Annotated in this window: 23 protein-coding genes; 13 read left to right on the top strand and 10 right to left on the bottom strand. The window is 71.9% G+C overall.

What is annotated here, in order from left to right; all coding sequences use genetic code 11:
- Positions 1–3 precede the first annotated feature (3 nt).
- Positions 4–4,083 carry a Pls/PosA family non-ribosomal peptide synthetase gene (locus BJ982_RS02360; RefSeq protein WP_203959409.1) on the top strand — a complete coding sequence of 1,360 codons (4,080 nt, stop codon included), beginning with the start codon at positions 4–6 and terminating at the stop codon, positions 4,081–4,083.
- On the opposite strand, the gene BJ982_RS02365 is transcribed toward BJ982_RS02360, so the two are convergent.
- Complete coding sequence (locus BJ982_RS02365) at positions 4,080–5,207, bottom strand: TIGR03364 family FAD-dependent oxidoreductase (RefSeq protein WP_184876116.1); 1,128 nt, start codon at positions 5,205–5,207, stop codon at positions 4,080–4,082. The two genes, BJ982_RS02360 and BJ982_RS02365, sit on opposite strands and share 4 nt — an antisense overlap.
- Before the next feature lie 133 nt (positions 5,208–5,340).
- Between BJ982_RS02365 and BJ982_RS02370 the strand changes: the two genes are divergently transcribed.
- Both BJ982_RS02370 and BJ982_RS02375 read left to right on the top strand, forming a co-directional pair.
- Positions 5,341–6,120, top strand: coding sequence for a GntR family transcriptional regulator (locus BJ982_RS02370; RefSeq protein WP_184876118.1), 780 nt, complete (start codon positions 5,341–5,343; stop codon positions 6,118–6,120).
- Positions 6,117–6,782 carry a phosphonatase-like hydrolase gene (locus BJ982_RS02375; protein WP_184876120.1) on the top strand — a complete coding sequence of 222 codons (666 nt, stop codon included), beginning with the start codon at positions 6,117–6,119 and terminating at the stop codon, positions 6,780–6,782. Before BJ982_RS02370 ends, BJ982_RS02375 begins: the two co-directional genes overlap by 4 nt.
- 9 nt (positions 6,783–6,791) lie before the next feature.
- On the opposite strand, the gene nhaA is transcribed toward BJ982_RS02375, so the two are convergent.
- The 3 genes from nhaA to BJ982_RS02390 all read right to left on the bottom strand — a co-directional run bounded on the left by nhaA (position 6,792) and on the right by BJ982_RS02390 (position 9,860).
- The gene (gene nhaA / locus BJ982_RS02380; protein ID WP_184876122.1) at positions 6,792–8,684 is read right to left on the bottom strand and encodes a Na+/H+ antiporter NhaA; all 1,893 of its coding nucleotides are present in this window, start codon (positions 8,682–8,684) and stop codon (positions 6,792–6,794) included.
- Between the two features lie 141 nt (positions 8,685–8,825).
- Entirely contained in the window at positions 8,826–9,104 is a 279-nt protein-coding gene (locus BJ982_RS02385) for a DUF6295 family protein (RefSeq protein ID WP_184876124.1), read from the bottom strand.
- Between the two features lie 12 nt (positions 9,105–9,116).
- A complete protein-coding gene (locus BJ982_RS02390; RefSeq protein ID WP_184876126.1) occupies positions 9,117–9,860 on the bottom strand; it encodes a dienelactone hydrolase family protein in 744 nt (247 codons plus the stop codon).
- A 146-nt stretch (positions 9,861–10,006) separates the two neighbouring features.
- Between BJ982_RS02390 and BJ982_RS02395 the strand changes: the two genes are divergently transcribed.
- Positions 10,007–10,393, top strand: coding sequence for a VOC family protein (locus BJ982_RS02395; protein ID WP_184876128.1), 387 nt, complete (start codon positions 10,007–10,009; stop codon positions 10,391–10,393).
- A gap of 64 nt (positions 10,394–10,457) precedes the next feature.
- On the opposite strand, the gene BJ982_RS02400 is transcribed toward BJ982_RS02395, so the two are convergent.
- Positions 10,458–11,366 carry a LysR family transcriptional regulator gene (locus BJ982_RS02400; RefSeq protein WP_184876130.1) on the bottom strand — a complete coding sequence of 303 codons (909 nt, stop codon included), beginning with the start codon at positions 11,364–11,366 and terminating at the stop codon, positions 10,458–10,460.
- 130 nt (positions 11,367–11,496) lie between these two features.
- On the opposite strand from BJ982_RS02400, the gene BJ982_RS02405 reads away from it, so the two are divergent.
- The 4 genes from BJ982_RS02405 to BJ982_RS02420 all read left to right on the top strand — a co-directional run bounded on the left by BJ982_RS02405 (position 11,497) and on the right by BJ982_RS02420 (position 15,941).
- Positions 11,497–12,348, top strand: a complete 852-nt coding sequence (locus BJ982_RS02405; RefSeq protein ID WP_275411767.1) for an aldo/keto reductase — start codon at positions 11,497–11,499, stop codon at positions 12,346–12,348.
- Positions 12,349–12,495: 147 nt separating this feature from the next.
- Positions 12,496–12,975, top strand: coding sequence for a hypothetical protein (locus BJ982_RS02410; RefSeq protein WP_184876134.1), 480 nt, complete (start codon positions 12,496–12,498; stop codon positions 12,973–12,975).
- A gap of 84 nt (positions 12,976–13,059) precedes the next feature.
- Positions 13,060–13,437: a TraR/DksA family transcriptional regulator gene (locus BJ982_RS02415; RefSeq protein ID WP_184888355.1), complete on the top strand. Its 378-nt coding sequence runs from the start codon at positions 13,060–13,062 to the stop codon at positions 13,435–13,437.
- Positions 13,438–13,688: 251 nt separating this feature from the next.
- Positions 13,689–15,941, top strand: coding sequence for a PxKF domain-containing protein (locus tag BJ982_RS02420; RefSeq protein WP_184876136.1), 2,253 nt, complete (start codon positions 13,689–13,691; stop codon positions 15,939–15,941).
- A 104-nt stretch (positions 15,942–16,045) separates the two neighbouring features.
- Here the strand turns inward: BJ982_RS02420 and BJ982_RS02425 are convergent, their stop codons facing one another.
- The 3 genes from BJ982_RS02425 to BJ982_RS02435 form a co-directional block, all read right to left on the bottom strand.
- A complete protein-coding gene (locus BJ982_RS02425; protein ID WP_184876138.1) occupies positions 16,046–16,924 on the bottom strand; it encodes a hypothetical protein in 879 nt (292 codons plus the stop codon).
- Between the two features lie 65 nt (positions 16,925–16,989).
- On the bottom strand, positions 16,990–17,646 hold the full coding sequence (locus BJ982_RS02430; protein WP_184876140.1) for a response regulator: 657 nt from the start codon (positions 17,644–17,646) through the stop codon (positions 16,990–16,992).
- Positions 17,643–18,794 carry a sensor histidine kinase gene (locus tag BJ982_RS02435; RefSeq protein ID WP_184876142.1) on the bottom strand — a complete coding sequence of 384 codons (1,152 nt, stop codon included), beginning with the start codon at positions 18,792–18,794 and terminating at the stop codon, positions 17,643–17,645. The genes BJ982_RS02430 and BJ982_RS02435 overlap by 4 nt, the downstream gene beginning before the upstream one ends.
- 224 nt (positions 18,795–19,018) lie before the next feature.
- Between BJ982_RS02435 and BJ982_RS02440 the strand changes: the two genes are divergently transcribed.
- Together BJ982_RS02440 and BJ982_RS02445 are read left to right on the top strand one after the other, a co-directional pair.
- Complete coding sequence (locus BJ982_RS02440; RefSeq protein WP_184876144.1) at positions 19,019–19,705, top strand: hypothetical protein; 687 nt, start codon at positions 19,019–19,021, stop codon at positions 19,703–19,705.
- A gap of 93 nt (positions 19,706–19,798) precedes the next feature.
- A complete protein-coding gene (locus tag BJ982_RS02445) occupies positions 19,799–20,773 on the top strand; it encodes a hypothetical protein (protein ID WP_184876146.1) in 975 nt (324 codons plus the stop codon).
- 34 nt (positions 20,774–20,807) lie between these two features.
- Here the strand turns inward: BJ982_RS02445 and BJ982_RS02450 are convergent, their stop codons facing one another.
- The gene (locus tag BJ982_RS02450) at positions 20,808–21,422 is read right to left on the bottom strand and encodes a histidine phosphatase family protein (protein ID WP_184876148.1); all 615 of its coding nucleotides are present in this window, start codon (positions 21,420–21,422) and stop codon (positions 20,808–20,810) included.
- 117 nt (positions 21,423–21,539) lie between these two features.
- On the bottom strand, positions 21,540–22,778 hold the full coding sequence (locus BJ982_RS02455) for a PEP/pyruvate-binding domain-containing protein (RefSeq protein ID WP_184876150.1): 1,239 nt from the start codon (positions 22,776–22,778) through the stop codon (positions 21,540–21,542).
- A gap of 89 nt (positions 22,779–22,867) precedes the next feature.
- Here BJ982_RS02455 and BJ982_RS02460 point away from each other — a divergent pair, with 89 nt between their 5' ends.
- The 3 genes from BJ982_RS02460 to BJ982_RS02470 all read left to right on the top strand — a co-directional run bounded on the left by BJ982_RS02460 (position 22,868) and on the right by BJ982_RS02470 (position 26,371).
- Positions 22,868–23,233: a DNA-binding protein gene (locus BJ982_RS02460; protein ID WP_184876152.1), complete on the top strand. Its 366-nt coding sequence runs from the start codon at positions 22,868–22,870 to the stop codon at positions 23,231–23,233.
- Positions 23,230–23,865 carry a helix-turn-helix domain-containing protein gene (locus BJ982_RS02465; protein ID WP_184876154.1) on the top strand — a complete coding sequence of 212 codons (636 nt, stop codon included), beginning with the start codon at positions 23,230–23,232 and terminating at the stop codon, positions 23,863–23,865. Before BJ982_RS02460 ends, BJ982_RS02465 begins: the two co-directional genes overlap by 4 nt.
- Positions 23,866–24,034: 169 nt before the next feature.
- Complete coding sequence (locus tag BJ982_RS02470) at positions 24,035–26,371, top strand: hypothetical protein (protein WP_184876156.1); 2,337 nt, start codon at positions 24,035–24,037, stop codon at positions 26,369–26,371.
- The last annotated feature ends 74 nt before the right edge of the window (positions 26,372–26,445 follow it).

Consider the following 26,445-nt stretch of genomic DNA (forward strand, 5'->3'; position numbering starts at 1 on the left):
AGCATGACCAGACAGGCCGATGTCGAGGACGCCCGGCGGCCGTGGTGGCCCGCCGGGCGCGGCAGGGACGTCCGGAGCTCGACCGTGTCCGCCCCGGCGGGCATGGGGCGGCCCGGACGGCCCGGACGCGGGCGGGACCGGCTGGAGGTCCTCTTCGAGGAGATGTGCGACCGGCTGCGGGCCGAGCGCCGCGGCGGCGTCGCCGTGGACGCGGACGGCGTCCCGCTCACCTACGACGAGCTGGACGCCCGGGCCAACCGGCTCGCCCGCCACCTCGCCCGGCGCGGCGCGCGTCCCGGCGACAGGATCGCGCTGCTCTTCGACCACGGCGCCCCGGCCTACGAGGGCATGCTCGCCGTGCTCAAGATCGGCGCGACGTACGTGCCGCTCGACCCCGGCTACCCCGCCGACCGGCTCGCCCACATCCTCGGCGACGCCGCGGTGCGGTTGGTGCTCACCCTCTCCCACCTGCGCGACCGCGTCCCCGGAGCCGTCGCGCTGTGCCTGGACGAGGCCGAGGACGCCGTCGCCGCCGAGGACGGCCGGCGCCTGACCCGCGAGGAGCGCGGCGAGCGTCCCGACGACCTGTGCTACATCGTCTACACCTCCGGCTCCACCGGCCGCCCCAAGGGGGTGGCGGTCGAGCACGCCTCCATCTGCAACTTCGTGCGCGTCGCCGCCGAGGCGTACGGGCTGCGGCGCGACGACCGCGTGTACCAGGGCATGACGATCGCCTTCGACTTCTCGGTCGAGGAGATCTGGGTGCCGCTGATGTCCGGGGCCACGCTGGTGCCCAAGCCGCCGGGCACGAGCCTGGTCGGCCGTGAGCTGCGCGAGTTCCTCCAGGACCGCGGCGTGACCGCGCTGTGCTGCGTGCCGACGCTGCTGGCCACGCTGGACCAGGACGTGCCCGGCCTGCGCTTCCTGCTGGTGTCCGGCGAGGCGTGCCCGCCCGACCTCGTGCGGCGCTGGCACCGCCCCGGCCGCAGGTTCCTCAACGTGTACGGGCCGACCGAGGCCACGGTCACCGCGACCTGGACCACGCTGCACCCCGGCAGGCCGGTGACCCTGGGCGTGCCCCTGCCCACCTACTCCGTGGTGATCCTCGACCCGGACCGGCCCCGCGTGCTGCCGCCGGGCGAGCTCGGCGAGATCGGCATCGCGGGCGTCGGACTCGCCCGGGGGTACCTGAACCGGGACGACCTGACCGCGCGGGCGTTCGTCCCCGACTTCGCGGGCCTTCCGGACAACCCGTCGGGCCGCATCTACCGGACCGGGGACCTCGGCAGGGTCACCGAGGACGGCGAGATCGAGTACCACGGCCGCATCGACGGCCAGGTGCAGATCCACGGGTACCGGGTGGAGCTGGCGGAGATCGAGGCGGTGCTGCTGGAGGTGCCCGGCGTCGCCCAGGCGGTCGCCGGCACCCACGAGCCGGAGCCCGGCGTGTCCGAACTGGTCGCCTACTACAGCGCGGGCGGCGACGCCCCCGGCCCGGACCGGGAGGAGATCTACGCGCACCTGCGCCGCCGCCTTCCCCGCTACATGATCCCCGCGTACCTGGAACGGCTGGCGGCCGTCCCCATGCTGCCCAGCGACAAGGCCGACCGCGCGGGCCTCCCCGCCCCCACCGGGCCCCGGGGCACGTCCTCGGGGACCCCGTACGCGGCGCCGGGCACGGTCGCGGAGAAGATCCTCGCCGACACGCTGGCGCGGGTCGTCCACCAGAACCAGGTCTCGGTCGACGACCACTTCTTCGACGGGCTCGGCGCGAACTCGATGCTCATGGCACGCTTCTGCGCCCGGGTGCGCGAGGAGGGCACGCTGCCGCCGGTGTCGATGAAGGACGTCTACCTGCACCCGACCGTGCGGAGCCTGGCCAGGGCCCTCACCGAGACCGCCCCGGCTCTCGCGCCGGCCGAGCCCGGCGCGCCCGAGCTCGCGGCGCCGCGCGGCGGCACGGCCCGGTACCTGCTGTGCGGGGTGCTGCAACTGCTGCTGTTCCTCGGCTACGCCTACGCCGGCGCGCTGGCGGTGACCGCCTGCTACACGTGGCTCGACGGCACCGACGACCCGGCCGAGCTCTACCTGCGGGCGCTGGCGTGCGGCTGCGCACTGTTCGCCGGGCTGTCGCTGCTGCCGGTCGCGGCGAAGTGGACCTTGGTCGGCCGGTGGAAACCCGGGCGCGTCCGCGTCTGGACCCTCGCCTACCTGCGGTTCTGGACGGTCAAGACGCTCGTGCGCCACAGCCCGATGGTGCTGTTCGCCGGGTCCCCGCTCTACCTGATGTACCTCAGGGCGCTCGGCGCGCGGATCGGCCCGGGTGCGGTGATCCTCTCGCGCCGGGTCCCGGTGTGCACCGACCTGCTCACCGTGGGCGCGGGGACGGTGATCCGCAAGGACGCGTACCTCTCCTGCTACCGGGCCCGGGCGGGCATGATCGAGACCGGGCCGGTGACGCTCGGCCGGGACGTGCTCGTCGGCGAGTTCACCGTCCTGGACATCGGCACGCGGATGGGGGACGGGGCGCAGCTCGGCCACTCCTCCTCGCTGCACGAGGGCCAGACCGTGCCGGCCGGGGAACGCTGGCACGGCTCCCCCGCCCAGCCCGGCGGCGCCGACTACCGCGCGGCGCCCCCGGCCCCCTGCGGCGTGGCGCGCCGGTTCCGGTTCTGCCTGCTGGAACTGCTCGGCACGCTGCTGCTGGCCATGCCGCTGACCGTGGCCGGCTCCTACCTGCTCGGTGTGCTCGTCCTCGAACCCGCCGGGCTCGACGGCCGCGGCACGACCGGGTGGGGCCTGGTCAACGCGGCGCTCGCCGCGTCGCTGCTGCTGTTCCTCGGCGGTGTGGCCGCGGTGTTCCTCCTGGTCATGACCGTTCCACGGCTGCTGAACCTCGTGCTCACGCCCGGCCGGGTCTACCCGCTCTACGGCTTCCACTACTGGGCGCACCGGACCGTCGGCCGCCTCACCAACACGACGTTCCTCATGCGGATGTTCGGCGACAGCTCGTTCATCGTCCACTTCCTGCGCGGCCTCGGCTACGACCTGTCCCGGGCGAGCCAGACGGGGTCGAACTTCGGTCTTGAGCTCAAGCACGAGTCGCCGTACCTGGCCGCCGTCGGGACGGGCACGATGGTCTCCGACGGGCTGTCACTGATCAACGCGGACTACTCCGGCACCTCGTTCCGGCTGTCCCCGGCGACCATCGGCGAGCAGACGTTCCTCGGCAACGACGTCGCCTACCCGTCGCAGAGCAGGGCGGGCGACAACTGCCTGCTCGCGACCAAGGTCATGGTCCCGGTGGACGGGCCCGTGCGGCGCGACGTCGGGCTGCTCGGCTCGCCGTGCTTCGAGATCCCGCGCTCGGTGCAGCGCGACAGCCGCTTCGACCACATGAAGACCGGGGAGGAGCTCCGCCGCCGCCTGGCGGCCAAGAACCGGCACAACGCGATCACCATCGGCCTGTACCTGCTGGTCCGGTGGGGTTACATCTTCGGCGCGACGCTGCTCGCCATGATCGCGGCGAGCCTGTACGGGCGGTTCGGCCCCGCCGTCGTCGCCGTCGACGTGGTGTGCACGCTGGTCTTCTCCGCGCTCCTGCTGGCGCTGGTGGAGCACACCGCGACCGGCTTCCGCGCGCTGCGCCCGCGGTTCTGTTCGATCTACCAGCCGTACTACTGGTGGCACGAGCGGTTCTGGAAGCTGAGCGGCACGTCCCTGCTGGACGTCTACAACGGCACCCCGTTCAAGAACCTGCTCTGGCGGCTGCTGGGGGTGCGCCTCGGGCCGCGGGTGTTCGACGACGGCTGCCACATCCCCGAGCGGAGCCTGGTGTCCGTCGGCGGCGACTGCACGCTGTCGGAGGGGGCGCTGATCCAGGCCCACTCCCTGGAGGACGGCACGTTCAAGTCCGACCGCATCGTGATCGGCGGTGGATGCACGATCGGCGCCAAGGCCCTCGTCCACTACGGCGTGACCATGGGCGAGGGCGCGGTTCTCGACGCCGACTCCTTCCTGATGAAGGGCGAGGAGGTCGCGCCGCGGGCCCGCTGGCGCGGCAACCCGGCCGTGCAGACCTAGGCGAGCAGTCCGTCCAGGACCGCCGGGGCCAGCCCGAACGCCGTGGTCATGCCGACCCCGGAGGTCACCGAGACCACCCGGACGCCCGGGGCCGGGGTCGCGACCAGGAAGTCGCGGCCGGGCGCGGAGGCGTACACGCCCCGCCAGCGCTCCCGCACGGTGAGCGGAGTGCCGAGCAGGTTCGCGACCTGGGCGAGGATGCCCTCGTCCAGGTGCTCGTGGCCGAACGGGTCGAGCGTGCGGGCGTAGGTGTGGGTGTCGCCGACGGTGAGGTCGCCGTCGGGGCGCTGGGTGAGCATGAGGTTCAGCCCGGCGGCCACCAGTTCGGCGTGCCCGCCGGTCAGGCGGTCCCGGAGGGCGGAGAGCGACGGGCAGGAGGCGAAGCCGGGGTACTTCATCAGCGAGAACCCGCTGAGGACGGCCGCGTCCACGGCGCCCGCCGCCGGGCCGCGCACCCGCATCATCTGCAGGCCGCAGCGGACCAGCCCCGCCTCGTCGGCGATCTCGGGGAAGTGCCGGTCCACGTCGTGCCCGACGGCGACCACGACGTGGCCGGCCGCCAGGTCTCCCCTGCTCGTGCGGACCAGGCCCGGCTCGACGGCGAGGGCCGCCGTGCCCCACAGGAAGCGCACGCCCCGCGCGGCGAGCCAGGCCGCGGTCGCGGGGACGGCCTCGCGCGGGTCCACGCGGACGTCCATGGGCAGCCACGCGCCCCCGACGACGTCCGGCCCCGCGGGCACGCGGGCTTCGACGCCCGCGCGGTCCAGGGGCACGGCCTCGTCGCCGCGCAGCGCGTGGAACTCCTCCAGCACGGCCATCTCGTCCTCGGCCCGGGCGAGGACCACCGTGCCGCTCTCGCGCAGCCAGAACCCGGCCGACCTCGCCAGGCGCACCCAGGTTTCCCTGGCCGTCCTGGCGTAGGCGAGCGCGGTGCCGTCCTGGGCGGTGACGCAGCCGTGCCCGAAGTTGCGCACCGACGCGCCGACCGCGCGCTCGTCGCGTTCCACGACCACGACCGACCTGCCCCGGGCGAGGGCCTCGCAGGCGTGGGCGAGGCCGACGATGCCGGCGCCCACCACGACCACGTCGGCCCGCTCCGGCCGCCGGAGGAGTCCATTTGTCATGACAAGTAGGCTCTCTGAGCCGACGACCGTCCGTCAACCCACGCCGGCGATGTTGGCCTGCCGTTCATTTGCCCTGTTGAACCCGCCTATCGCCACCTTGCGTGGACATCGCTGACCTGTATAGTCAACTGCCGTGGACGACCCCCTGCACCAGCGCATCGCCGACGACCTGCGCCGCCGCATCGCCGCCGGCCTGCTCGCCCCCGGCGACCCGCTGCCCTCGGAGTCGCGGCTCTGCGCCCAGTGGTCGGCCTCCCGCGGCCCGGTGCGCCAGGCCCTCGCCGCGCTGCGCGCCGAGGGGCTGATCGGCGGCGGCCGGGGCCGTCCCCCCGTCGTGCGCGGCGGCCCGGTGCCGCAGCCGTTCGAGACGCTGCTGTCGTTCACCCGCTGGGCCGAGAGCCTCGGCCGCGTGCCCGGCCAGCGGCTGCTGGAGATCGCGCGCAGGCCCGCCCGCGCCGAGGTCGCCGACGCCCTGGAGATCGACGAGGGCGAGCCCGTGGTCGAGCTGCTGCGGCTGCGCCTGCTGGACGGCAGGCCCGCCATGATCGAGCGCACCGCGTTCGCCGAGCCGGTCGGCCGGCTGCTGTTCGACTTCGACCCCGGCTCCGGATCCGTCTACGCCTACCTGGCGGCCCGGGGCGTGGCCCTCGCCGTCGCCCGGCACGTCTTCGACGCCGTCGCCGCCGATCCCCTCGACTCCTCGCTGCTCGGCGTCCCCGAGGGCGCGCCGCTACTGCGCGAGCTGCGGCGCGCGTCCGGCGAGTCCGGCGAGCCGTGCGAGTACTCCGACGACCGCTACCGGCCCGACCTGGTGACCTTCACCATCGAGAACGCCCAGCGGGCGCACCCGTCCTTCAGCCGTTCCCGGCGGCCCGACCCCGCGGCCGCGCACCCCGACCGAGGTGGCACATGACGATCGAACTCATGGTCCTGGACATCGCCGGCACGACCGTCGAGGAGTACGGGGCCGTCTACGACGCGCTCGCCGACGCCGTCACCGCGGCGGGCGGGCGGCCGTCCACCACGGACATCCAGCGGTGGATGGGGGCCGGCAAGCGCGAGGCCGTCGCCCACCTGCTGGCCGATCACCTCGGCCCGGTGGGCGACGCCACCGTGGACGCCGCCTTCGCCGACTTCCGCGCCCGCCTGGACAAGGCGTACCGCGACCGGCCGCCGGTCGCCCTGCCCGGCGTGCCCGAGGCGCTGGCCCGCGTCCGCGCCGCCGGGGTCAAGGTCGCGCTCACCACCGGCTTCGACCGCGAGGTCACCACCGGCCTGCTCGGCACGCTCGGCTGGGACGCCACGGTGGTGGACGCCGTGGTGTGCGTGGACGACGTCCCCGCCGGGCGGCCCGCGCCCTACATGATCTTCCGGGCGATGGAGGCGACCGGCGTCCACGACGTCTCGCGCGTGCTGGTGGCGGGCGACACCGTCCGCGACCTCCAGGCGGGCACGAACGCCGGCGCCGGGTTCGTCGTCGGCGTGCTGACCGGCAAGCTGGACGCGGTCACGCTGGGCGCCGAGCGCCACACCCACATCCTGCCGGGCGTGACCGGCCTTCCCGCCCTGCTCTGACCCGGGCGCTCACGACCGGCTCGCGTACGCCCGCGCCTTCGCCGTGCGGACGGCCGCCGACAGGGTCGCCACGTCGTAGGCGCCCTCGTGGCGCCGCCCGTTGACGAAGAACGTCGGCGTCCCCGACACCCCGCTGAGGTCGGCGGAGTCGACGTCCTCGGCGATCCGCTCCGCGCCCGCGTGGCCCTCCAGGTCCTCGTGGAACCGCTGCACGTCCAGCCCGATCCGCTCGGCGTACGCGAGAAGGTCGGTGACGAGCAAGGCACCCTGGTGGTCGAGCAGGATGTCGTGCATCTCCCAGAACGCCCCCTGTTCCGCCGCCGCCTCGGCCGCCTCCGCGGCGAGCTGCGCGGACGGGTGGACGTCCTGCAAGGGCAGGTGGCGCCAGACGTACCGCAGGTCGCCGAACCCGGCCAGCAGCTCGCGGACGATCGGCTCGGCCTGGCCGCAGTAGGGGCACTCGAAGTCGCCGTACTCGACGAGGGTGACCGGCGCGTCCTCCGGGCCCCGCATGTGGTCGCGGTACGGGTCCACGGGCGCGGCCAGGTCCACGATCGGCTCGGCGGTGCCGAGCAGCGCACGGATCTTCACCGGGCGCGGCAGCAGGGAGGTCAGCCGCGAGACCAGCCAGGTCAGGAGGGAGGCGGCCAGCGCGGCGGCGAGCACGCCGAACTTGGCCTCCTCCAGCCGCGGCCCCTCGAAGGCCAGCGTGGCGATCAGCAGCGACACCGTGAAGCCGATCCCGGCGATCGTGCCCCCGCTCACCAGGGCCGCCCAGCCGACCGGTGCCCGCACCCGCCCCCCGCTCAGCCGCGTGACCAGCCACGTCGCCCCGGCGATGCCGACCGGCTTGCCGAGGACGTAGGCGAAGAAGATGCCGAGCGTGATCGGCGAGCGCAGGGCGCGCTCCACGAAGGCGCCGCTGATCGGAATGCCCGCGTTGGCCAGCGCGAACAGCGGCACGATCACGTAGCCGGTCCAGGGGTGGTAGAGCTGCAGCAGCCGGTGGTTCGGCGAGATCGCCTTGGCGACGCCGAGGCTGGCCGAGCGGGCCAGCTCGGCGGTCGGCTGCTCGCGGAACAGCCGGAACAGGTCCGAGGCCCGCTCCAGGTCGGAGCGGGCGGCGGGCGAGGCGTAGGTCAGCAGGCCCATGGCCAGGCCGATGACGACCGGCTCGACGCCGGACTTCAGCAGCGCCACCCAGGCGGCGGCCCCGAGCAGCACGTAGATCAGCCCGCTGCGCAGGCGGGCGGCCTTGACCAGCAGCGTCAGCCCGAAGATGGCGATGGCGACGACGAGCCCCGGCCAGGAGACGTCGCGGCTGTAGAACAGCGTGATCGCGGCCAGCGCCACCAGGTCGTCCACGACGGTGACGGTGAGCATGTACGTGCGGGCGCGGGTGGGCAGGCGGGAGGCGACCAGGGCGAGCATCCCCAGGGCGAAGGCCGTGTCCGTGGACATCGCCGCGCCCCAGCCGTACGCCGACGGCCGGCCCCCGTTGAACAGCAGGTAGACCGCGATCGGGACCAGCATGCCGCCGACGCCGGCCACCACGGGGAGCAGGAGCCTGCGCCGGTCGCGCAGCTCGCCCATGTCGAACTCGCGGCGGGCCTCCAGGCCCACGACGAAGAAGAAGAGCGTCATCAGGCCCGCGTTGACCCAGTGCCGCAGGTCCAGCGCGACTCCGGCGCCGCCGACGCTCACCGAGAGGTGCGTGCCCCAGATCGCCTCGTACGAGCGAGGGGCGAGGTTCGCCCACACGAGCGCGGCCAGCGTGGCGGCGAGCAGGATCGCGGCGCTGCCCGTCTCCGTGCGGAGGAACTCGCGCAGCGGGGTGTCGAACCGCCACCCCCATGTGGTCCGTCCGGAGTGCGGTCCGTCCCCTTGCCGAAATTCCGTCACGTGTCTTTCGACATCGCGCGGCGGCGAGGCATTCCCGCGGCCACCCGCCCGGTCACGCCCATGATCCGTCCCGCCGCGCGGAACCGCCGACGGCCACGCCGTTCCAGTACGGAACGAGCGCGGCGGATTCGTCCGGGCCGCCTAGCCGCCGCGGCGCCCGGAGGCGATCCCGGGAGGCGCGGCGGCCAGCGCCTTCTGGATGGCCTCCACCAGGGCCAGGGCCGACTCCTCCGTCAGCTCGACGGCCACCCGCGCGGAGGGTCCCTCCGACGGGTTGGTGAAGTCGATGTTCACCGTGTGCTCGTGGCAGGCGTGGTAGGGGTGGTCGACGTAGACCATGCCCTGCTTCACCGTGAACCAGCCGGAGCCGCCCTTGCCGGCGCCGTCGAGCTCGAACGTCTCGGTCAGGTACGTGCACATGCCGGACTCCCCTCAGGCCCCGAGGTGGCGGCCGAAGAACGCGAAGACCTTCTTCCAGCCCTCGGCCGCGGCGGCCGGGCGGTAGCCGGGGCGGTCGACGCCGAAGAACCCGTGGCCGGCGTCCGGGAAGACGTGGAACTCGTGTTCCTTGCCCAGCCTGTCCAGCTCGGCGGACAGCCTGGCCACCTCCTCGGGCGACGGATGGGCGTCCTCGGCGCCGAACAGCCCGAGCAGCGGGCAGGACAGATCGGGCGCCTTGGACAGCAGCGACGTCGCCTGCAGCGGGTACCCTGCGGGCGAGTCGCTCGCCACGAACGCGCCGTAGCAGTCCACGGCCGCGTCCAGCGGCAGCGAGCAGGCGGCCAGGAAGGTCTGCCGGCCGCCCGAGCAGTACCCGATCACCCCGATCTTGCCGTTCGCGTGGTCGAGGGAGTTGAGGTGCGCCACGGCCCCGGCGACGTCTCCGACGAGCTGCTCGTCCGGAATGCCGCCCTTGGCCCGCGCGGCGGCGGCCTGGTCGTCGTGGGCGACGCCCGCGCCCTCCCGGGAGTACAGGTTGGGGCAGATCGCCGCGTACCCGCGCGCCGCGAACCGGCGGACGATCTCCCTGGTGGCCTCGTCGTACCCCGGCATGTGGTGGATCACCACGACGCCGCCGCGGGGGCCGTCGTGCAGCGGATACGCCAGGTAAGCCTCAAGCTCGGCCTTCTCGTGACCGGTGATGGTGACCGTCCCGGCCCGCATCGCGTCGTTCATTCGCGCCTCCTCGTGCTCCGCGGAGATCCCATTCTGCTCACCGGCCCCCGCCGTCTCCCACCGCCCCCGCCGGAGGAGGGTGCGCGGGGCCGGTACGACAGGCCATGATCGTGGTCGATCCGAGGCGTACGCGTGGAAGGAACCCCATGCCGCACTACAGCAGGATTTACAAGGCCGTGGTGGACGTCCCCGAGGAGGTCCACGACGCGGAGCTCGCGTTCTGGCAGGGCGCCAGCGGCCAGGCGCTGCACCACATCGAGCGCTATCCCGAATACCACGGCGCCCGGCTGCCCGGCGAGGCGTTCGGGCTGCTCGTCCAGAAGCTCGGCGAGGGGCCGAGCGGGGTGCACCTCGACATCCACACCGACGACCTGGACGCGGAGGTCGCGCGACTCGAAAGGCTCGGCGCCACGCGGGTGAGCCACGTGAACGGCCACTGGTGGGTCATGCGCGACCCGGCCGGCCTCCTGTTCTGCGTGATCCCCGACAAGCCGGGCACCTTGAACGACTCCAACGCCCAGCGCTGGGACTAGCCCCGCCCATGCGCGCTCCGAACGACACGACCGCGCCGTAGAGCGGTCCGGACGGGCGCGCCGCTCACGCGGACGGTACGGCGGCGGCCTGGCGGCGGAGGGCGGCGACGGCCGCGCCGATGGCCGGGCGGCCGGCCGCGCTCTCCCGCCAGAGCGCGAAGACGCGGCGGATCGGCGGCGGGTCGATCCGGACGTACCGCACCGACGGGGGCGCCTGCTCGCGGCCCAGCCTGGGGATCACCGCGACGCCGAGCCCGGCGGCCACCAGCGCGAGCTGCGTCGAGTGCTCGGAGGCGGTGTGCACGACCCTGGGTTCGCCGCCCTCCGCGCGCAGGGTGCGCACGAGCCAGTCGTGGCATATCTGGCCGGTGCTCCAGCCGATCCAGTCGTCGCCGGCCAGTTCCCCGACCGCGACGCGATCGCGGCCCGCGAGAGGGTGGGCGTCCGGCAGCGCCACGTCGAACGTGTCGTCCAGCAGGTCGCGCCGCGTCAGGCCGTCCGGCGCGGGCGTGACGTCCTCGGCCCAGTCCTGCACGACGGCGACGTCCAGCCTGCCCCGGCGCAGGTCGGGGATCGCCTCGTGCGGCTCGCGCTCCGCCAGGGCCACCGACAGCTCCGGGTGCCGTGCGCGCAGGTCGCGCAGCGCGCCGGGCAGCAGGCCGCGCGCGGCGGTGGCGAAGGCGGCGATCGTGAGGGACCCGGCGACCACGCCGCGGTGCTCGGCCATGCCGGACTCGACCCGTTCCGCGTGGGCCAGCAGCTCGCCCGCGTGCCTGGCGAGCAGCTCGCCCGCCTCCGTGAGCCGTACGCCCCTGCCCCGCCGTTCGACCAGCAGCTGCCCCATCTCACGCTCCAGCCGGCCGACCTGCTGAGATATGGCGGAGGTGGTGACGTGCAACGTGCGCGCCGCACCGACGACCGACCCGGTGGTCGCCACGGCGTGCAGCACCCGCAACCGATCGAGATTCAACATCGTAGGAATGCTACGCGTTCGACTCCACAAAGACTCGCTTGTCCTTACGGATCGGCCGCCCGCAGAGTTGACCCGTCACGCCTACCCGGTGACCGGCCCACGGCCCCACCGGCACATCCCGAGGAGAACCGTGCTCACTTCCAACGCCGCCGGCACCATCACCATCGGCGGCGACCTGACCGTCAACCGGCTCGGGTTCGGCGCCATGCGCCTGCGCGGCGGCCCCACCCCGCACGACCGGGCGACCTCGGCCGCGATCGCCCGGCGGGCCGTCGAACTGGGCGTCACGTTCATCGACACCGCCGACTCCTACGACCTCGGCGACAACGAGACGCTGCTCGCCGAGGCCCTGCACCCCTACCCGGACGGCCTGGTGATCGCCACCAAGGCCGGCCAGTGCCACCCCGGCGACGACTGGATCCCGCTCGGCCGCCCCGAGTACCTGCGCCAGCAGGCCGAGCTGAGCCTGCGGCGGCTGCGTGTCGAGCGCATCGACCTCTTCCAGTTGCACCGGATCGACCCGACCGTGCCGCTCGCCGACCAGATCGGCGCGCTGCGCCGCCTCCAGGACGAGGGCAAGGTGCGTCACGTCGGGCTGTCCGAGGTGACCGTCGCCCAGATCACCGAGGCCGGGAAGATCACGCCGATCGTGAGCGTGCAGAATCGCTACAACCTGGCCGACCGCGCCTCCGAGGCCGTCCTCGACCACTGCGAACGGGAGGGAATCGCCTTCATCCCGTGGCTCCCCGTCGCCCGCACCCGTACCGGCGCCGCCGACCCGATCGGCACGGTGGCCGGCCGTCTGGGCGCCACGCGCACCCAGGTGGCGCTGGCCTGGCTGCTGCACCGCTCCCCCGTGATGCTGCCGATCCCCGGTACGTCGTCCCGCGCCCACCTGGAAGAGAACATGGCCGCCGCCGCCCTCTCCCTCACCCCGGACGACGTCGCCCACCTCGGCACCCTCGCCCCACCCGCCCCCTGAGCCCGCCCCGTTCCCGCGCACGGCGAGGCTCGATCGGAACGCCATGAAAGGGGAGATCCATCCGGAGACGGGCGTGCTAGCGTGATGGTCCAATGACTTAGTGATGATGGTTCGTCGCCATCAGCGACAAGTGCAGGCGGGACCCCCTTGAAGATCACTCGCTGGGGCGCGAGCGGCGTGACGCTGACCGCCGTGGCCGCCCTCACCCTCGTGTCCTCCACGCCCGCGCAGGCCCTTCCCCAGGGCTCGTGCGGCGCCTCCTACCGCAAGGTCGCCACATACTCCATCTCGCACGGGGCCAAGGACGGAAAGGCGTACGGCACGGTCACGCTGTACCAGAGCCCCACCGCGCACCGGAAGTGCGCCATCGCCCGGGTGGCCACCTCCTACATCGGCAAGACCAGCTACATGTACGTCTCCCTCCTCGTGGACAGGAACCGCAACAAGAAGTACGACGCCCCCGACATCGGCGTCGCCGACGGCAGCCCGAAGTACAAGTGGTTCGCGGGCCCGGTCTTCGCCCCCGCCGACCGCCTCTGCGTCCAGGTAACCGGCACCCTCAGAATCGGCTCCCAGCCCACCGTCGAGGGCGGCACCCCGACCGGCAAGTGGAAGCACTGCGGCTAGCCCGCCTGAGCACCGGAACCTCCAGGCCGGCGGGCATCGTCGGCGATTGTTCCCGCGCCGCCGGGGCGTAGCCTGGTGGGCGTGATGGCCGAGCGGCCGCCCCGTGCCCTCTCCACCGAGGAGGAGACGGCGTTGCGCGACCTCCTCACCGCGGAGCGCGTGAGCACGGTGACGCGCATCGAGGTGCTGACACGCGCCTGGGACGACATCGTCACGTCCGCCGCGCTCGTCGCCACCGACGACGAACACGACCCCGAGGGCGCCACCATCGCCTTCGAACGCGCCCACGTCCAGGCCCTCCTCGACCAGGCCAGAAGCCACCTGGACACCTTGGACCACGCCGTGGAACGCCTCCGCCGCGGCGCCTACGGCCTCTGCGACCGCTGCGGAAACCCCATCCCCCTCCCCCGCCTCCAGGCCCGCCCGACGGCCACGACCTGCGTCCAGTGCGCCGGCCGCTGAGACCGACACCCGGCCACGCCCCACCCGCCCCCGTCGCCATCCATCGCTGACGCTCTTCACGGCAAGGAGCCCGCGCTCTCTCACGGAAGGCGAGATCGCCGCCAGCGGTCACCTATGTCAGGGGTAATGCGGCTATTGACGCCTGTTTTACCAGCCTGGTACTAATCGCGCACCTTGTCCCCTCCCTTGCGCCCCAAAGGGCGAGGACGCCACGCGGACCTCCACGTCCGCCAGTATCAGGGAGTTCCTCTGTGAGGAGTTCATTCCACCACCCCCCTCGGCTCAGGCGGCTCACCGTCGTCGGCGGCCTGGCGGCGGCGCTGGTCCTCGGGACCGTGTCCACCGCCACCGGCGGTGTCCAGGACCAGGGGTCGTCAGGCGCGGACCTGACGGCCACCGCGACCAGCGCACCGCTGAAGGACTACGACCACGAGATCGTCGACCGGTTCGACTCGGCCAACTCCGTCGGCCATGTCCGGCAGCTCGCCGTGAACATCGGCCCGCGGCTGAACGGCACCCCGCAGGAGCGGCAGGGCGCGGAGTACATCGGCGGCGTCCTGAAGTCCTACGGCTTCGACGTGACCCTCCAGTCATGGGGCCCGGTCTCGACCAAGAACGTCGCGAAGGTCACGTCCCCGAACGCCGACCTGCCGGGAGGACCGAACTGGCAGATGAGCGCGTCGACCAGCGCGAAGTTCACCGGCGATGACGCCGCCGTGGAGGGACAGGTCGTCTACGCCAAGACCGGCCAGTCCGCCGCGGACTTCCCCGCCGACACCGCCGGCAAGATCGTGCTGATGGACTACAGCACCACCGCGGCGGTCCGCAACACCGCCGTGGTCAACGCCGTGAGCCAGGGCGCGGCCGCGGTCATCCTGGCCTACGCGACCGGCAACAGCGCGCCGCCGTCGTTCACGCTCACCACGGCCCAGCCGAACATCCCGGTGATGGGCGGCGGCAGCGCGCACTCCACCTGGATCAAGGACCTGCTGGACAAGGGCCCGCTGACGCTCCGGGTCGCGACCAACCAGTACGCGAACCCGATGGGCACCAACGTCATCGGCATCCGGCACGCGGTCGGCGACCCGGACGGCACCAAGGCTCCGATCGTCATGGTCGGCGCGCACATCGACTCGGTGCTGGGCGCGCCCGGCGCCCACGACGACGCCTCGGGCAACGGCGTCTCGCTGGAGATCGCCCGGGTCCTCAGCCAGTACCCGCTGGACAAGGAGCTGCGGATCGGCGGCTTCGGCGGTGAGGAGGGCGGCCTCCTCGGCGCGCGGGCGTACGTCAACACGCTGACCGCGGCGGAGAAGGCGCGCTTCGTCGGCGAGTGGCAGATGGACATGGTCGGCACGCCGTACGAGCCGGCCCGGCTGTGGGCGCTGACCCCGAACGGCCAGTCGAACCACGTGGTCCAGGAGGCGTACAACGGGGCCGCCCGCGCCGGTTTCGACGGACTGCGCAACTGCAGGCTCGGACAGAGCGACCACCAGGCGTTCTTCGACGTGGGCATCCCGTCCTCGCTGTTCATCTGGCTCGACTACCGGCCGCCGACCCCGCCGGCCGTCTGCGGTCCGACCGGTGGCACGTACGTCACCGAGCCGCAGTACCACCGGCCGACGGACACGATGGACAACATCAGTCCCGAGCGGCTGCAGATCACCCTTGACGTCGTGGGTGGCGCGGTGGCGCACAACGCGTTGAACGCGGTGACGGTGTCCGCGGTCTCCGACGGCGGCCGGCCGCTGGCCGGAGCGCCGGTACGGGCGGACTGCGGAAACGGTCCGCGTGACCTGGGCGCCACCGGCGCCGACGGCCGGCTGCGGGCCGTGTTCCCGCACGCCACCTGTGACTTCACCACGACCGTCGACGGCCGGGCGGCGAACGAGCGCGGCGTGTCGATCGCCGGCGACAAGGCGGTGACGATGACCGTCGACCTCACGAAGCCGACGATCTCCCTCACCACACCCGCCGACGGCGCGGTCTTCACGCTCGGGACGGCCGCGACCGCGTCCTACCGGTGCGACGACAACCTGGCCGGGGTCGCGACCTGTCTCGGCACGGTGCCCGACGGCGGCGCGCTCGACACCTCCACCGTGGGCTTCCACGAGTTCACCGTGAACGCCACCGACAAGGCCGGCAACGCGGCCGGCACGAAGGTGACCTACCAGGTCGTCTATCCCTGGCAGGCCTACTTCCCTGAGACGATGAACGGCAAGGCCGGCAGCGCCGTACCGATCAAGTTCGGCCTCGGCGGCGACCGCGGCCTGGGCGTCATCGCCGCCGGCTACCCGGCCTCCCAGCCGGTGGCCTGCGACACCGGGAAGGCGACCGGCGCGTCCGAGCCGACCACCGGCCCCGGCAACTCGAAGCTGAGCTACGGAGACGGCCGGTACAACTACGTGTGGAAGACCGAGAAGACCTGGTCCGGCACCTGCCGCACGTTCCAGCTGAAGCTCAATGACGGCAGCACCCACATCAGCACCATCACCTTGAAGTAACCGCGCTACACCCCGGCCGGGGAAACGGAGCCGCCATCGCGCCCCGCTCCCCGGCCGGGTCTTGGTGATCGGCGCCGGGTTCGGCGCCGGCCGTCCCGAGCGTCTCAGGTGTTCTTGTCGTCCGGCGGGATGGGCTCGTTCTGCCTCTGGATGTACTCCAGCAGATCATCTTCGTCGATGACCTCATCGGCGGGCGGCGCGGTGACGACGAGAGGGAATCCCCAGCCGGTGTAGCGCGTGTCGCTCCGCTTCACCAGCGAATCTTTCCCCGCGGGCACGCTATCGGCGGTGACCAGTCGCTTGAGCAGGTTGTCACGGTCGGTCCAGAGCCGCCACGAGACCTTCCCCTTGCTCTTCTCACCGATGCGCCGTCCCGAGGTCCAGCTGATCACGGCGTCCTTGGAGATCCTGCTCAGCGTCCTGTAGCTCATGGTGCCCCGGTAGAGGTACCCGCCGGAGACGGGCGTCCTCGCCGAGCATTTCAGCAGGGCCTTCATCAAGGACGTGTCGTACACGTTGATCGGTTGCAGGCTGGCGTCCTGCGCCATGTCCCGGGCCATGCCTCCCCTGTGGGCGTTCGGGAACCGGATCCACTTCTTGCCGTCCGGAACCGGGCCGGGATACCGGGTGGCGTCGTCGTAGACGTTCTTGCCGACGCGGATCACACGGTAGGGAGCCGGCTTCTTGGACGGGCCCCCTGTGACGTCCGGCCGAGGAAGGTCCCACCAGGTGAAGTCCGCGCCCACAGGGCCCGACCGGGAGAGTTGGAGTTCACCTTTGATCCGGGTCCCGCTCCCGGAGACCTTCGACTTCCCGCCGAAGTCATAGCGGCTGATCTCGGAGATCCGGACGCCGTGCTCGTTCCGGAGCTGCCGCTTGAGCGCGCGCACCGGATCGGGGACCGCCTGCGCGACGGCGGAACTCGTGGGAACGACCACGGACCCGATCAGCACCGAGACCGCCAGGGCAACCAACCGTCTCATGGGCATTCGTCCTTATTCGAGGCTGTTGCTATACCACCGCTTATGAGATGGTAACGGGCGCACTATCAGTCGTCGCCGGGACGGATCAGTCCGCTCTCGTACGCGAAGGCGATGGCCTGGGAGCGGTCGCGCAGGCCGAGCTTGTCCAGCACCCTGCCCAGGTGCGTCTTCACGGTGGTCTCACCGAGGTAGAGCCGGGCGGCGATCTCCGAGTTCGACAACCCCCGGCCGACGAGGGCGAACACCTCGGCCTCCCGGCTAGTGAGCCGGTCCAGCGCCGAGTGCCGGGGCTGCGGCATCGGCGCCTGCGTGTACCTGCCGATCACCGACGGGACCACCGCCGGATCGAGCAGACCGCGCCCGGCGGCCACCTCACGCAGCGCCTCCAGCAACTGCTCGGGGGGTGACACCTTGAGCAGGAAGCCCGCGACCCCGGCGCGGAGCGCCCCGTCCACGATGGCCTCCTCGTCGAACGTGGTCAGCACCAGCACCTTGACCTCGGGATGCGCCTCGCTGATCGCGCGGGCGGCCGCGATGCCGTCAAGGCCCGGCATGCGGGCGTCCATGAGCACCACGTCGGGCCCGATCGCGGCGGCCAGCCGCACCGCCTCGTTGCCGTCGGCCGCCTCCCCGACGACGTCCATGTCCGGCTCGTCGGAGATCAGCATGCGCAGCCCGGCCCGCATGATCGCCTCGTCGTCGGCCAGCAGCACCCGGATCATCGTGCCCCCTCCGCGAGCGGGAAGCGCGCGTACACCTCGAAGCCGCCCTCGGCACGCGGCCCGGCCCGCAACTCCCCGCCGAACATGCCCACCCGTTCGCGCATCCCCACCAGGCCGTGCCCGCCGCCCGGCCCCGGTCTGGGCGCGGTGGCGCCCCGCCCGTCGTCCACCACCCGGACGCTGACTCCGGCCGGCTCGTACGTCACGTCCACCGTCGCGACCGACGCGTCCGCGTGGCGCAACACGTTCGTCAACGCCTCCTGGACGATCCGGTACGCGGACATGTCGACACCCAGCGGCAGCGAGGCCGGCGTACCGGACACCGTGGGCGTGACATGGAGCCCGGCCGAACGCACCTCCTTCACGAGGTCGTCGATCCTCCGCAGAGACGGAGGCGGAGCCAGCCGGTCGGCCTCGTCGGGACGCAGGAGGCCGACCACCTGGCGCAACTCGGTGACGGAACGCCGGCCGAGCTCCTCCACCTGCGACAGCGCGTCGTGCTCGACCGGCCGGTCGGTCAACCGGCGCCGTACCACCCCTGCCTGCATGGTCATCACGCTGACCGTGTGCGCCACCGCGTCGTGCAGCTCACGGGAGATGCGGGCACGCTCCTCGGCCACCGCCGCCCGCGCCCGCGCCTCCCGCTCGGCGGCCAGCTCCGCGGCGAGCGCGGCCAACTGGCGGGAGCGCGACTGCTCCCGCCGCAGCAACGTGCCGAGACCCCACGCGGCCCCCACCAACGCGCCGAAGAAGACGAACTCCCACGGCCCCTCACCACCCCAGACGAGCGCGACCGCCGGAACCACGGCGGCGCACACCGACGCGGCGAGGGAGCGACGAGGTTCGGCCCGGTAAGCCGCGTGGACCACGAGCACCAGTTCGGCGATGAGCTGGGCCCCGCCCACTCCTTCCGCGCCGGTCAGCATCGCGTACGGGAACGACAACATCGCCACGGACATCGCGGTGATCGGATAACGCGCCGCGAGCGGAAAGCAGATCACCAGCACCAGAGTGAGCCCGAGGGCGGCGAACCGGTCATCGGCGCCGCGCGGGTCGCCGTACACCTCGACCAACGCGAGGACGGCGAACAACACACCCGCCACAACGCCCGCAAGCAGCCATCTCCGGCGGCTCCATGGTGCGCCCACGCCCGCTCCTCTCATCGTCGGCACACCGACGGTAACCGTCGGGACCGACCCGCGGATCAGACGTGAGAAGGACGGCAGAGGGTCGCGGGTCGTCTCCGGAGAGGACCCGGCGGCCGACGGGGTGACTCGGAATCGCATGTCGGACGGCCCGCTAAGCCGATCTCGCCGGCTGGTGCGCGCTCGTAGCGTTACGGCAGCTCAAGGCACAACCGAAAGGACACCCCATGGACGCCACGTCCGCCGCCTCCGCTCCGCTGCGCCGCCTCGCCGGCCTCGCGCTCGTACTCGCCCCCGTCCTGATGTTCGGCGGCATGCTCACCTCGCCGCCGCAGGCGGACGACTCATCCGCAGGGTATCTGTCCTCGTTGGCCGCCGACCACGGGCTGTCGCTGCTGTCGGCGAACCTGCTCCACTACGCCTGGGTGCTCATCGCGCTCGGCGTGCCGGCGACCCTGACGCTGCTCCGCGGCCGGAGGGGCCGGACCCTGACGGCGACCGGCGTGGCACTGTCCGTGTTCGGCGCCATCCAGATGTCCGGCATGCTGCTGTCCGACTGGTTCACCACCGTCATGCCGAACACGGTGCCGCTCGCCGACGCGGTGAAGGTGTTCGACACCGTCACCGCCGACCCGACCCTCGCCGTGTGGCGCCTCACCGGAATCCTGTGCGGCGTCGCCATGCTCCCGCTGCTCCTGGCCGGCCTCGCCCGAGCGGGAGTGGTCGGCTGGTGGACGGTGCCGGTGATCCTGCTGCCGTTCGTGGCAGCCGCCATGCTGCCCGCGATCGTGGGCGCCGCGGTGGCCCTGGCCTGCTACGCACCGCTGGTGCTCGTGGGCGTGCGACTCCTGCGCCGCTCATCCGCGGACGTCGTCCGCGCGGAGGCACTGGCCACACCGGCCCCGGCCGCTTGACCGAAACGAGGAGCCGACGCCGCTCGGGCGTCGGCTCCTCAGGTGAGGAAGCAGCGACAACCTGGGAGCTCGGTCGCACTAAGATCGCGTTTCGTGTCTGCGGATGATGTCTGGCGGATTATCAGGATTGGATTAGTAAGTCTGGTTCTTGCGGCGGCGGTCGCGGGCCTGGCGCTCGGCGACGTCTGGCTCTGGGTGGCCGTCGAATGGTCACCGCCGGCTTATCTGAGTTTCTACGCCCCCGGCGGGTTCGACACCCCGACGACCGTGGCGCTGCTCGTGGCCGCCGTGGTGAAGGCCGCACTCCTGTGGCTGATCCTGCGCGCCCCCGCGCCGGGACCGCTGGACCGCCGGGCGCAGGCGCTGCGCCGGCTGCTGTATCTGGCGGTGGCATACGCCCTCGTGCTCTGCTATCCGATCGCGCTGCTCCCCGACGCGGTCGATGCCGCATTCCTGCTCGCGCTGTGGACCGCGATCGACGTCCTCTACCTGCTCGTCATCCGCTGGCGGTCCCGCATGCTGCGCGCGGCGGCCGGAGCGATGTTCGCGGTCGAGCTGGCCGGGATGGCCAACGAACTACTCGACGAACTCGACCTCCCCGAGCTTGGATCGGGCGACATCCTCGAACTGGGGATGATGCTGGGCGGAGTGGCGGCCACCGTCATCACGGTCGTCGGGCAGCGGCGCGACGGCCGCTGGAGCCGCGGCACGGAGGCCGCCGGGTGGTCGTCGGCGGGCGTCTCCGCGCTGATGATCGCCGTCTACGTCTTCTTCTTCCCAGCGATCTTCAGCGGCAGTCCGGCGATACCGGTCCTGATGGACGCGGTGGGGCTCGTCAGCACGGTGTGGATCGCGGCGACCGCCCGTGAACTGCCCGCTGCGGGCCGCCCGGCGGAGCTTCCTCCCGCGCGGCGGGGCAGCAGGGCGCACACTCTCCAGGATGCGCGCCTCAAGCGTTTCGTGATCGTGGGTGGTTACGCGACACGGGCACAACTGACCGAGATCGCACAGGAAGCCGCAGGCATCACGGCAAGGGAGAACTTCGCCTGCTGCCGTACCTGCTCGTGAGCCACGCCGACCTGTACGAACAAAAGGAGCTGCCTCACGGCCTGATGCCTTCGGGGAATCCGGTCCAGCGGAGGTCGGGTGGCAGGTGGCTCATGTCGTTGAACATCACGATCGTGGGCGACAGGCCGTCGCGGTACTCGATGACCGTCAGGGCGGTGTTGGCGCTGTTCAACCCCAGCCAGCGGGATGGCGGCGCGTCCAGGGCGTGCCGTACCAGCCACGCGATCGGGTGGGCGTGCGTCACCAGGACCTCGTGGGTGTGAAGCCGAGCCCCTCGCGCGGTTGTGCCGGGGACCTTCGCGAACCGGGCGACCAGGGCCTCGGCGAGCCTCTGGCCCGAGGCTGCCTCGGCGTCGTCGTAGCCGTCGAAGAAGCCGGCCCAGGACGGGGGCGTTTCAGCCGCGCCGGGAACGTAGGGCACGTGGTCGACGAGTTCGGCGGCCTCGGTCACGGGCACGTTCGGTAGATGGCGGGCGAGTTCGTGCGCGCTTGCCGCGGCACGGGGTAGCGGGGAGTGCCACACGGCGTCGACCGGTACGCCGGCGAGCCGTTCGCCCAGCAGACCCGCCTGCTGGCGCCCGATATCGGTGAGTTCCCCGAACGCGTCGGCCGCACCGTGGCGTGCAAGGTAGAGACGTCGAGTTGTCATGTGCAGGTAGGGGCGGGAGTCCGCGCAGGCCCGTCCCCCGTCTCCTTTCGGTTGGTACGTGCGCGTTCGATGGCGGGATCGTCGGCGAACGAGGCGGGTCCGTGCCGTTGCGGCCGATCAAGTGTTCGTCGCCGTGACGGTGCCGGTCGTGCCGTCGACGGTGATGACGGTGCCGTCGCGGAGCCTGCCGGTCGCGTCCGGGATGCCGAGGACGGCGGGGATGCCGTGCTCTCGAGCGACGATCGCGGCGTGGGAGAGCACGCCTCCGGTTTCGGTGACGACGCCGGCGGCGACGCGGAGCAGCGGCGTCCAGGCAGGGTCGGTGAAGGGGCAGACGAGGATGTCGCCCGGGCGGACGCGCGCGAAGTCGCGGAAACCACGAACGATCCTCGCGGTGCCGGTCACGGTGCCGTGGCTGCCTGGCATTCCGGTGAGTCCGGCGGCCGGGATGCCCGAGGCGCCGGAAGGAGGCGGGGGTGCGGCGGTGACCGGCCGGGCTTGCAGAACCCAGGTGCGGCCGTCGGCGATCGCCCACTCGATGTCCTGCGGGCCACCGAGTACGGCAGCGATCTGTTCCCCCAGCTCGGCCAGCCGCGTGGCGGTCTCGTCGTCGAGCGTCGGCTGGTTCCGGGTAGCGATGGGCACGTCGCGGACGACGAGCCGCGTGCCGTGCCGGTCGAGGCGCTTCTGTTTGTCCGCGACGGCGCGGGTGACCGACCCGTCCTCGGAGACGCGGTAGGCGTCAGGGGTGACCTTGCCCTCGACGACGCTGGGGCCGAGCCCCCAGGACGCCTCGATCCGGGTCGCGTCGTTCGGGCCCGCGGGTGTGAACATGACCCCGGACACCTCGGCGTCCAGGTGGCGCTGGACGATGACGGCCATCAGAAGATCGTCCGACGGTTGGTCATCGCGGCCAGAGGCAGCCCGGTAGGCGACGGCACGCGGGGAGGACAGCGAGGCCCAGCAGGCACGTACGGCTTCGGCGACCTCAGTGGGTCCGTGCACGGCGAGGAAGCTCTCGTGCTGACCGGCGGCCGATGCCTGACCGGTGTCTTCCTTCGCCGCCGATGATCTCACTGCCACGGGCGGATCGCCGAGCTCGTCCAGCACGCGTCCCAGGGCATCGACCACGGCGGCGTCGAGCGGGCGGGTCCCGATCGTCTGCCGCGCCGCGCCGCCATCGTCCGGCTCGCCGGCGAACCGCCCGAGGTCCAGGTCGCGGACGGCGGCGAGGTAGGCGGCGAACGAGACCACGAAGCCGTCGGGAACCGGCAGTCCCGCACGGAGCAACGCGCCGAGTGCACTGGCCTTGCCCCCGCAGGTGTCGGGGACGGCCTCCCTAAGGGGTATGACCACCGCTCCGCCCTTCAATAGAACGTTGACAACAATTTGTTGATTGTGCATTCTGGGACGCATGAACCGCAAGGACGACATCGCTCCCAGCGATGCACGCTGACCGCGACCAGGCCCAGTCCGAGCGGGACGCGCGTGAGCGTCTTCTGGACCTGGGCGCGGATGAGCTTCACGCCCGTCCGTGGCGACCCCCGCCCGTCCCGCCGTCGGCGGTCGACCTCGTGCAGTTCGCCGTCTGGCGCAACGCCGACCTGGACCCGGAGGACATCCTGAGCGCGCTCGCCCTCCTGCCCGCCGCACGAGCCGAGGTCGAAGGGCTCGAATCCGCCCTGCTGTTCATCGCCCGGAGCGCGGGTCTGACCTGGGCGCAGATCGCGCACGTGATGGGGTTCAACTCCCCGCAGGCATGCCAGCAGCACTACACCCGCCTGGCCGCACGACAGGACGCCGGCTCGTGACGCGCGACTCCTCGCCCGACCTCCTGGTCCTGCACGCCGTGCGCGTCACCGGGTTCGCGGACACCGCGGCGATCGCTCGTCGGTACGGGCTCGACGCGGCCACGACGAAAGAGCTGCTACGCGACGCCGAGACACGCGGCTGGGTCGAGCACACCGCCTTCGCCGGCACCGGAGGCTGGTCGTTGACCGAACCGGGCCGGGCCGAGAACGAACGCCGGCTCGCGGCCGAGCTCACCCTCGCCGGCGCCGCCGACGAGGTCCGGGACGTCCACCGCAGGTTCCTCCCGCTGAACGCTCTCCTGCTACAAGCCTGCACCGACTGGCAACTCCGGCCCACCGACGGCGATCGGCTCGCCGTCAACGACCACTCCGATCCCGCCTGGGACGCCGGAGTGCTCCATGAGCTCGCCTGCGTCGACCGGGCGCTCACGCCACTCGCGGACCGGCTCGGTCGCGTCCTCACGCGGTTCCGCGGATACGACACACGATTCACCACAGCCCTGGCGCGCGCACGAGCCGGGGAAGGCGGCTGGGTCGACCGCACCGACGTGGACTCCTGCCATCGTGTCTGGTTCGAACTCCACGAAGACCTCATCGCCACCCTCGGCCTCGACCGGCACGCGGAACCCTGACCCGCCATCCCGGCGAACAAGGCGAATAAGGCGAATATCAGTCGACCAAGGCGACTCCACGAAATCTGGGGACATCACGCCGAAGGCCCGTGTTTGCCACGGTTTGATCAACTTCCCAGCGATTCTCTAGGGTTGAACGCCGCGACCACTTCACCCCAAAGAGATGGCCATGCGTCGCTACCGTTTCGGGATAATCGCCGCCCTGATCGCGCTCGGCTACCTCGCCGTCGTCGCTGTGCTGGGCGTCTTCGCGCTGACCACCGCCCAGGGTGACCTCCTCTGGACGATCGTCACCCGCGACGCCGGCATGGACTGGTTTCTCGGCCTCGACGAAGAAGCCGCCATCACCGTCCCGTGGGGGCTGGCGGTCGTCCTGATCCTCATCGGGGCGCTTCAGGCCTGGGCCCTGTGGCAGGTGCTGCGCGGGCGCGCCAGAGGCGAGCTGACGCACCGGGGCAGGAGGGTCGGGCTGCTGCGGCTCGCCCTGTATCTCAGCATCGGCCACAGCCTGATCACCATCGCCGGTGTCCCGCTGGTTTACGCATGGAAGATCTACTGGATCTGGTCGGTGACGAGCATCGCCTCCGGTTGCGTGCAGCTGGCCCTCGTCTGGCTGTTCTTCCTGGTGCTCCGCGGCACCGTCTCCCGCAGGCTACGGCTGTTCTCCGTCGTCGTCGGAACCATCGCCGTCGCGACCGACCTCGGCGAGGACGTCGCCGACCTCTTGGACCTGAACTCCGCCGCGCAGATCCTGACCCTGGCCGGAGGGTACGGCTATGTCTGGATGGTGTGGTGGGTGTCGATCCTCATCGCCCAGGCCAAGGATCCCCGGTGGAGCAGGGCGACCGTCTGGACAGGCGTCATCGCGCATGTGCTCTCGGTCCTCCAGCCCACCGGGATGGTCACGTTCGGCGGCGGCGGGTACCCCGGCATCTTCACCGTCTACACGCTCCTCGGTGCCGTCAATGTCTTCGGGCTCGTGTGGCATGCCAGGAGTGCCCACGAGCTGACGGCCCCCCTTCCCCAGCCGGACACGGGACACGTGCCGGTACGGCCGCCGGCCAGGTGGTGGCCGGCGGCCGCCGTGGCCATCGCACTGCCGCTGGTCCCCGCCGCCGTCAACGTGGCGCACGGCAGGTACCTCTGGATCGGCCCCAGAGGCGTGATCGAGCAGTTCGTCCGCGTGGACGGAGGCAGCGGGCAGGCTCTGGCCTGGTTCGTCATGGACGTCTTCGTCGGCGTCGGCGGCCCCGCGCTGCTGACGCTGGCCGCTGTCCTGCGCCGGACCCGCCGCACCCTGCGGTTCACGACGCTGACGCTGATCATCGCCGCGACCGTTGGCTTCGCCAGCGCGCTCACGGCAACGCCTGTGTCGGAGGACTTCGACGGCCTCTACGAAGGCACGCAAATCTACCCGGAGAGCCTGTTCACGGAGAAGCACGCCGGTGAGATCTTCCTCGGTATCTCCCCGGCGTGGTACAGCGCGGCCTTGCTCGCTTCCGCCCTGCTCTTACCGTTCCTGTACCCGACGCCGCTGGCCCAGCGCACACGCCGCCGTGGGCTCCTCCTGGCCCAAGCCGCCACGCTGGTCGCGCTCGCGTTCGTGCCCGTGGCGGACTTCGCCCGCGGCCCGGTCACCGCGGCCGAAGACTGCACCGTACGCGAGACATGGAGGGGTGAGCCCGAGGGGCCCCAGCTCACCCGGGACCAGCGACTCGTGTGCTCCCTCCGGCAGAGCAATGTGATCAAACTCGCCGCCACCACCTCTGACGCCATGATCCTCACCCACGCCCGCTGGCTGTGCGGCATCTACACCCGCAACGATCCCCGGGAAGTCGCCCACCTTCAGACGACGCAGGGACTGACGCGCGACGCTCTGACCTACCCGCTCGCGGAGATCTGCCCCAGCGCCGGCGCCGTGGTCAAGGCCGCGGCCGCTGAAGAGGACCGGGAGACGCAGGAGTGGGAGGCCAGCGCGCAGCGCATGTGCGACTCAAGGCCCTCCCACCGCCCGCTCATCGAACCCGCCAAGGTGATCCGTATGAAGGAACCCCAGTGGACGGACTACGGGGTCGTGGAGACGTACGAGCCGACCGGGGACGACGGTGACCCGTACGAGGACGGCCTGCTCGAAAAGGTGCAGGACAACGGCCTGGTAGCCGCCCTCCCCGGCCACCTGATGATCCGGACCCACTCCGACCATGACCTCTGTGTCACCCTGGAGACCTACACCCGCCGCCCGCCGGTGGAGACCAAGGGCTGGGACCACGTCGCCGAGGTCGGCTACGAAAGCCCCACCGGCGAGATCGTGCTCAGGGACGATCTGATCGGAACGGAGTTCCCCGACCTGTCACTCAACGGCCGGGCGGGTCACTACCGAATCCGCGTGCACTACGACTGGTTCACGTGGAAGGGACCACAACAGGCCGGCCAACGCCTCCTGATCATGGCCTTCCCCGGCAAGGGCGACAAGCCGATCACGTACCGCAAACCACCTAAGCGGTGACTCACCTCAGACGGCACGACACCCACCGGCCAGACGACCCCTGCCACCCAACGTGCAGTAAGCGTCTCGATGCC

This window comes from Sphaerisporangium siamense, from assembly GCF_014205275.1.
GTDB classification, from domain to species: domain Bacteria; phylum Actinomycetota; class Actinomycetes; order Streptosporangiales; family Streptosporangiaceae; genus Sphaerisporangium; species Sphaerisporangium siamense.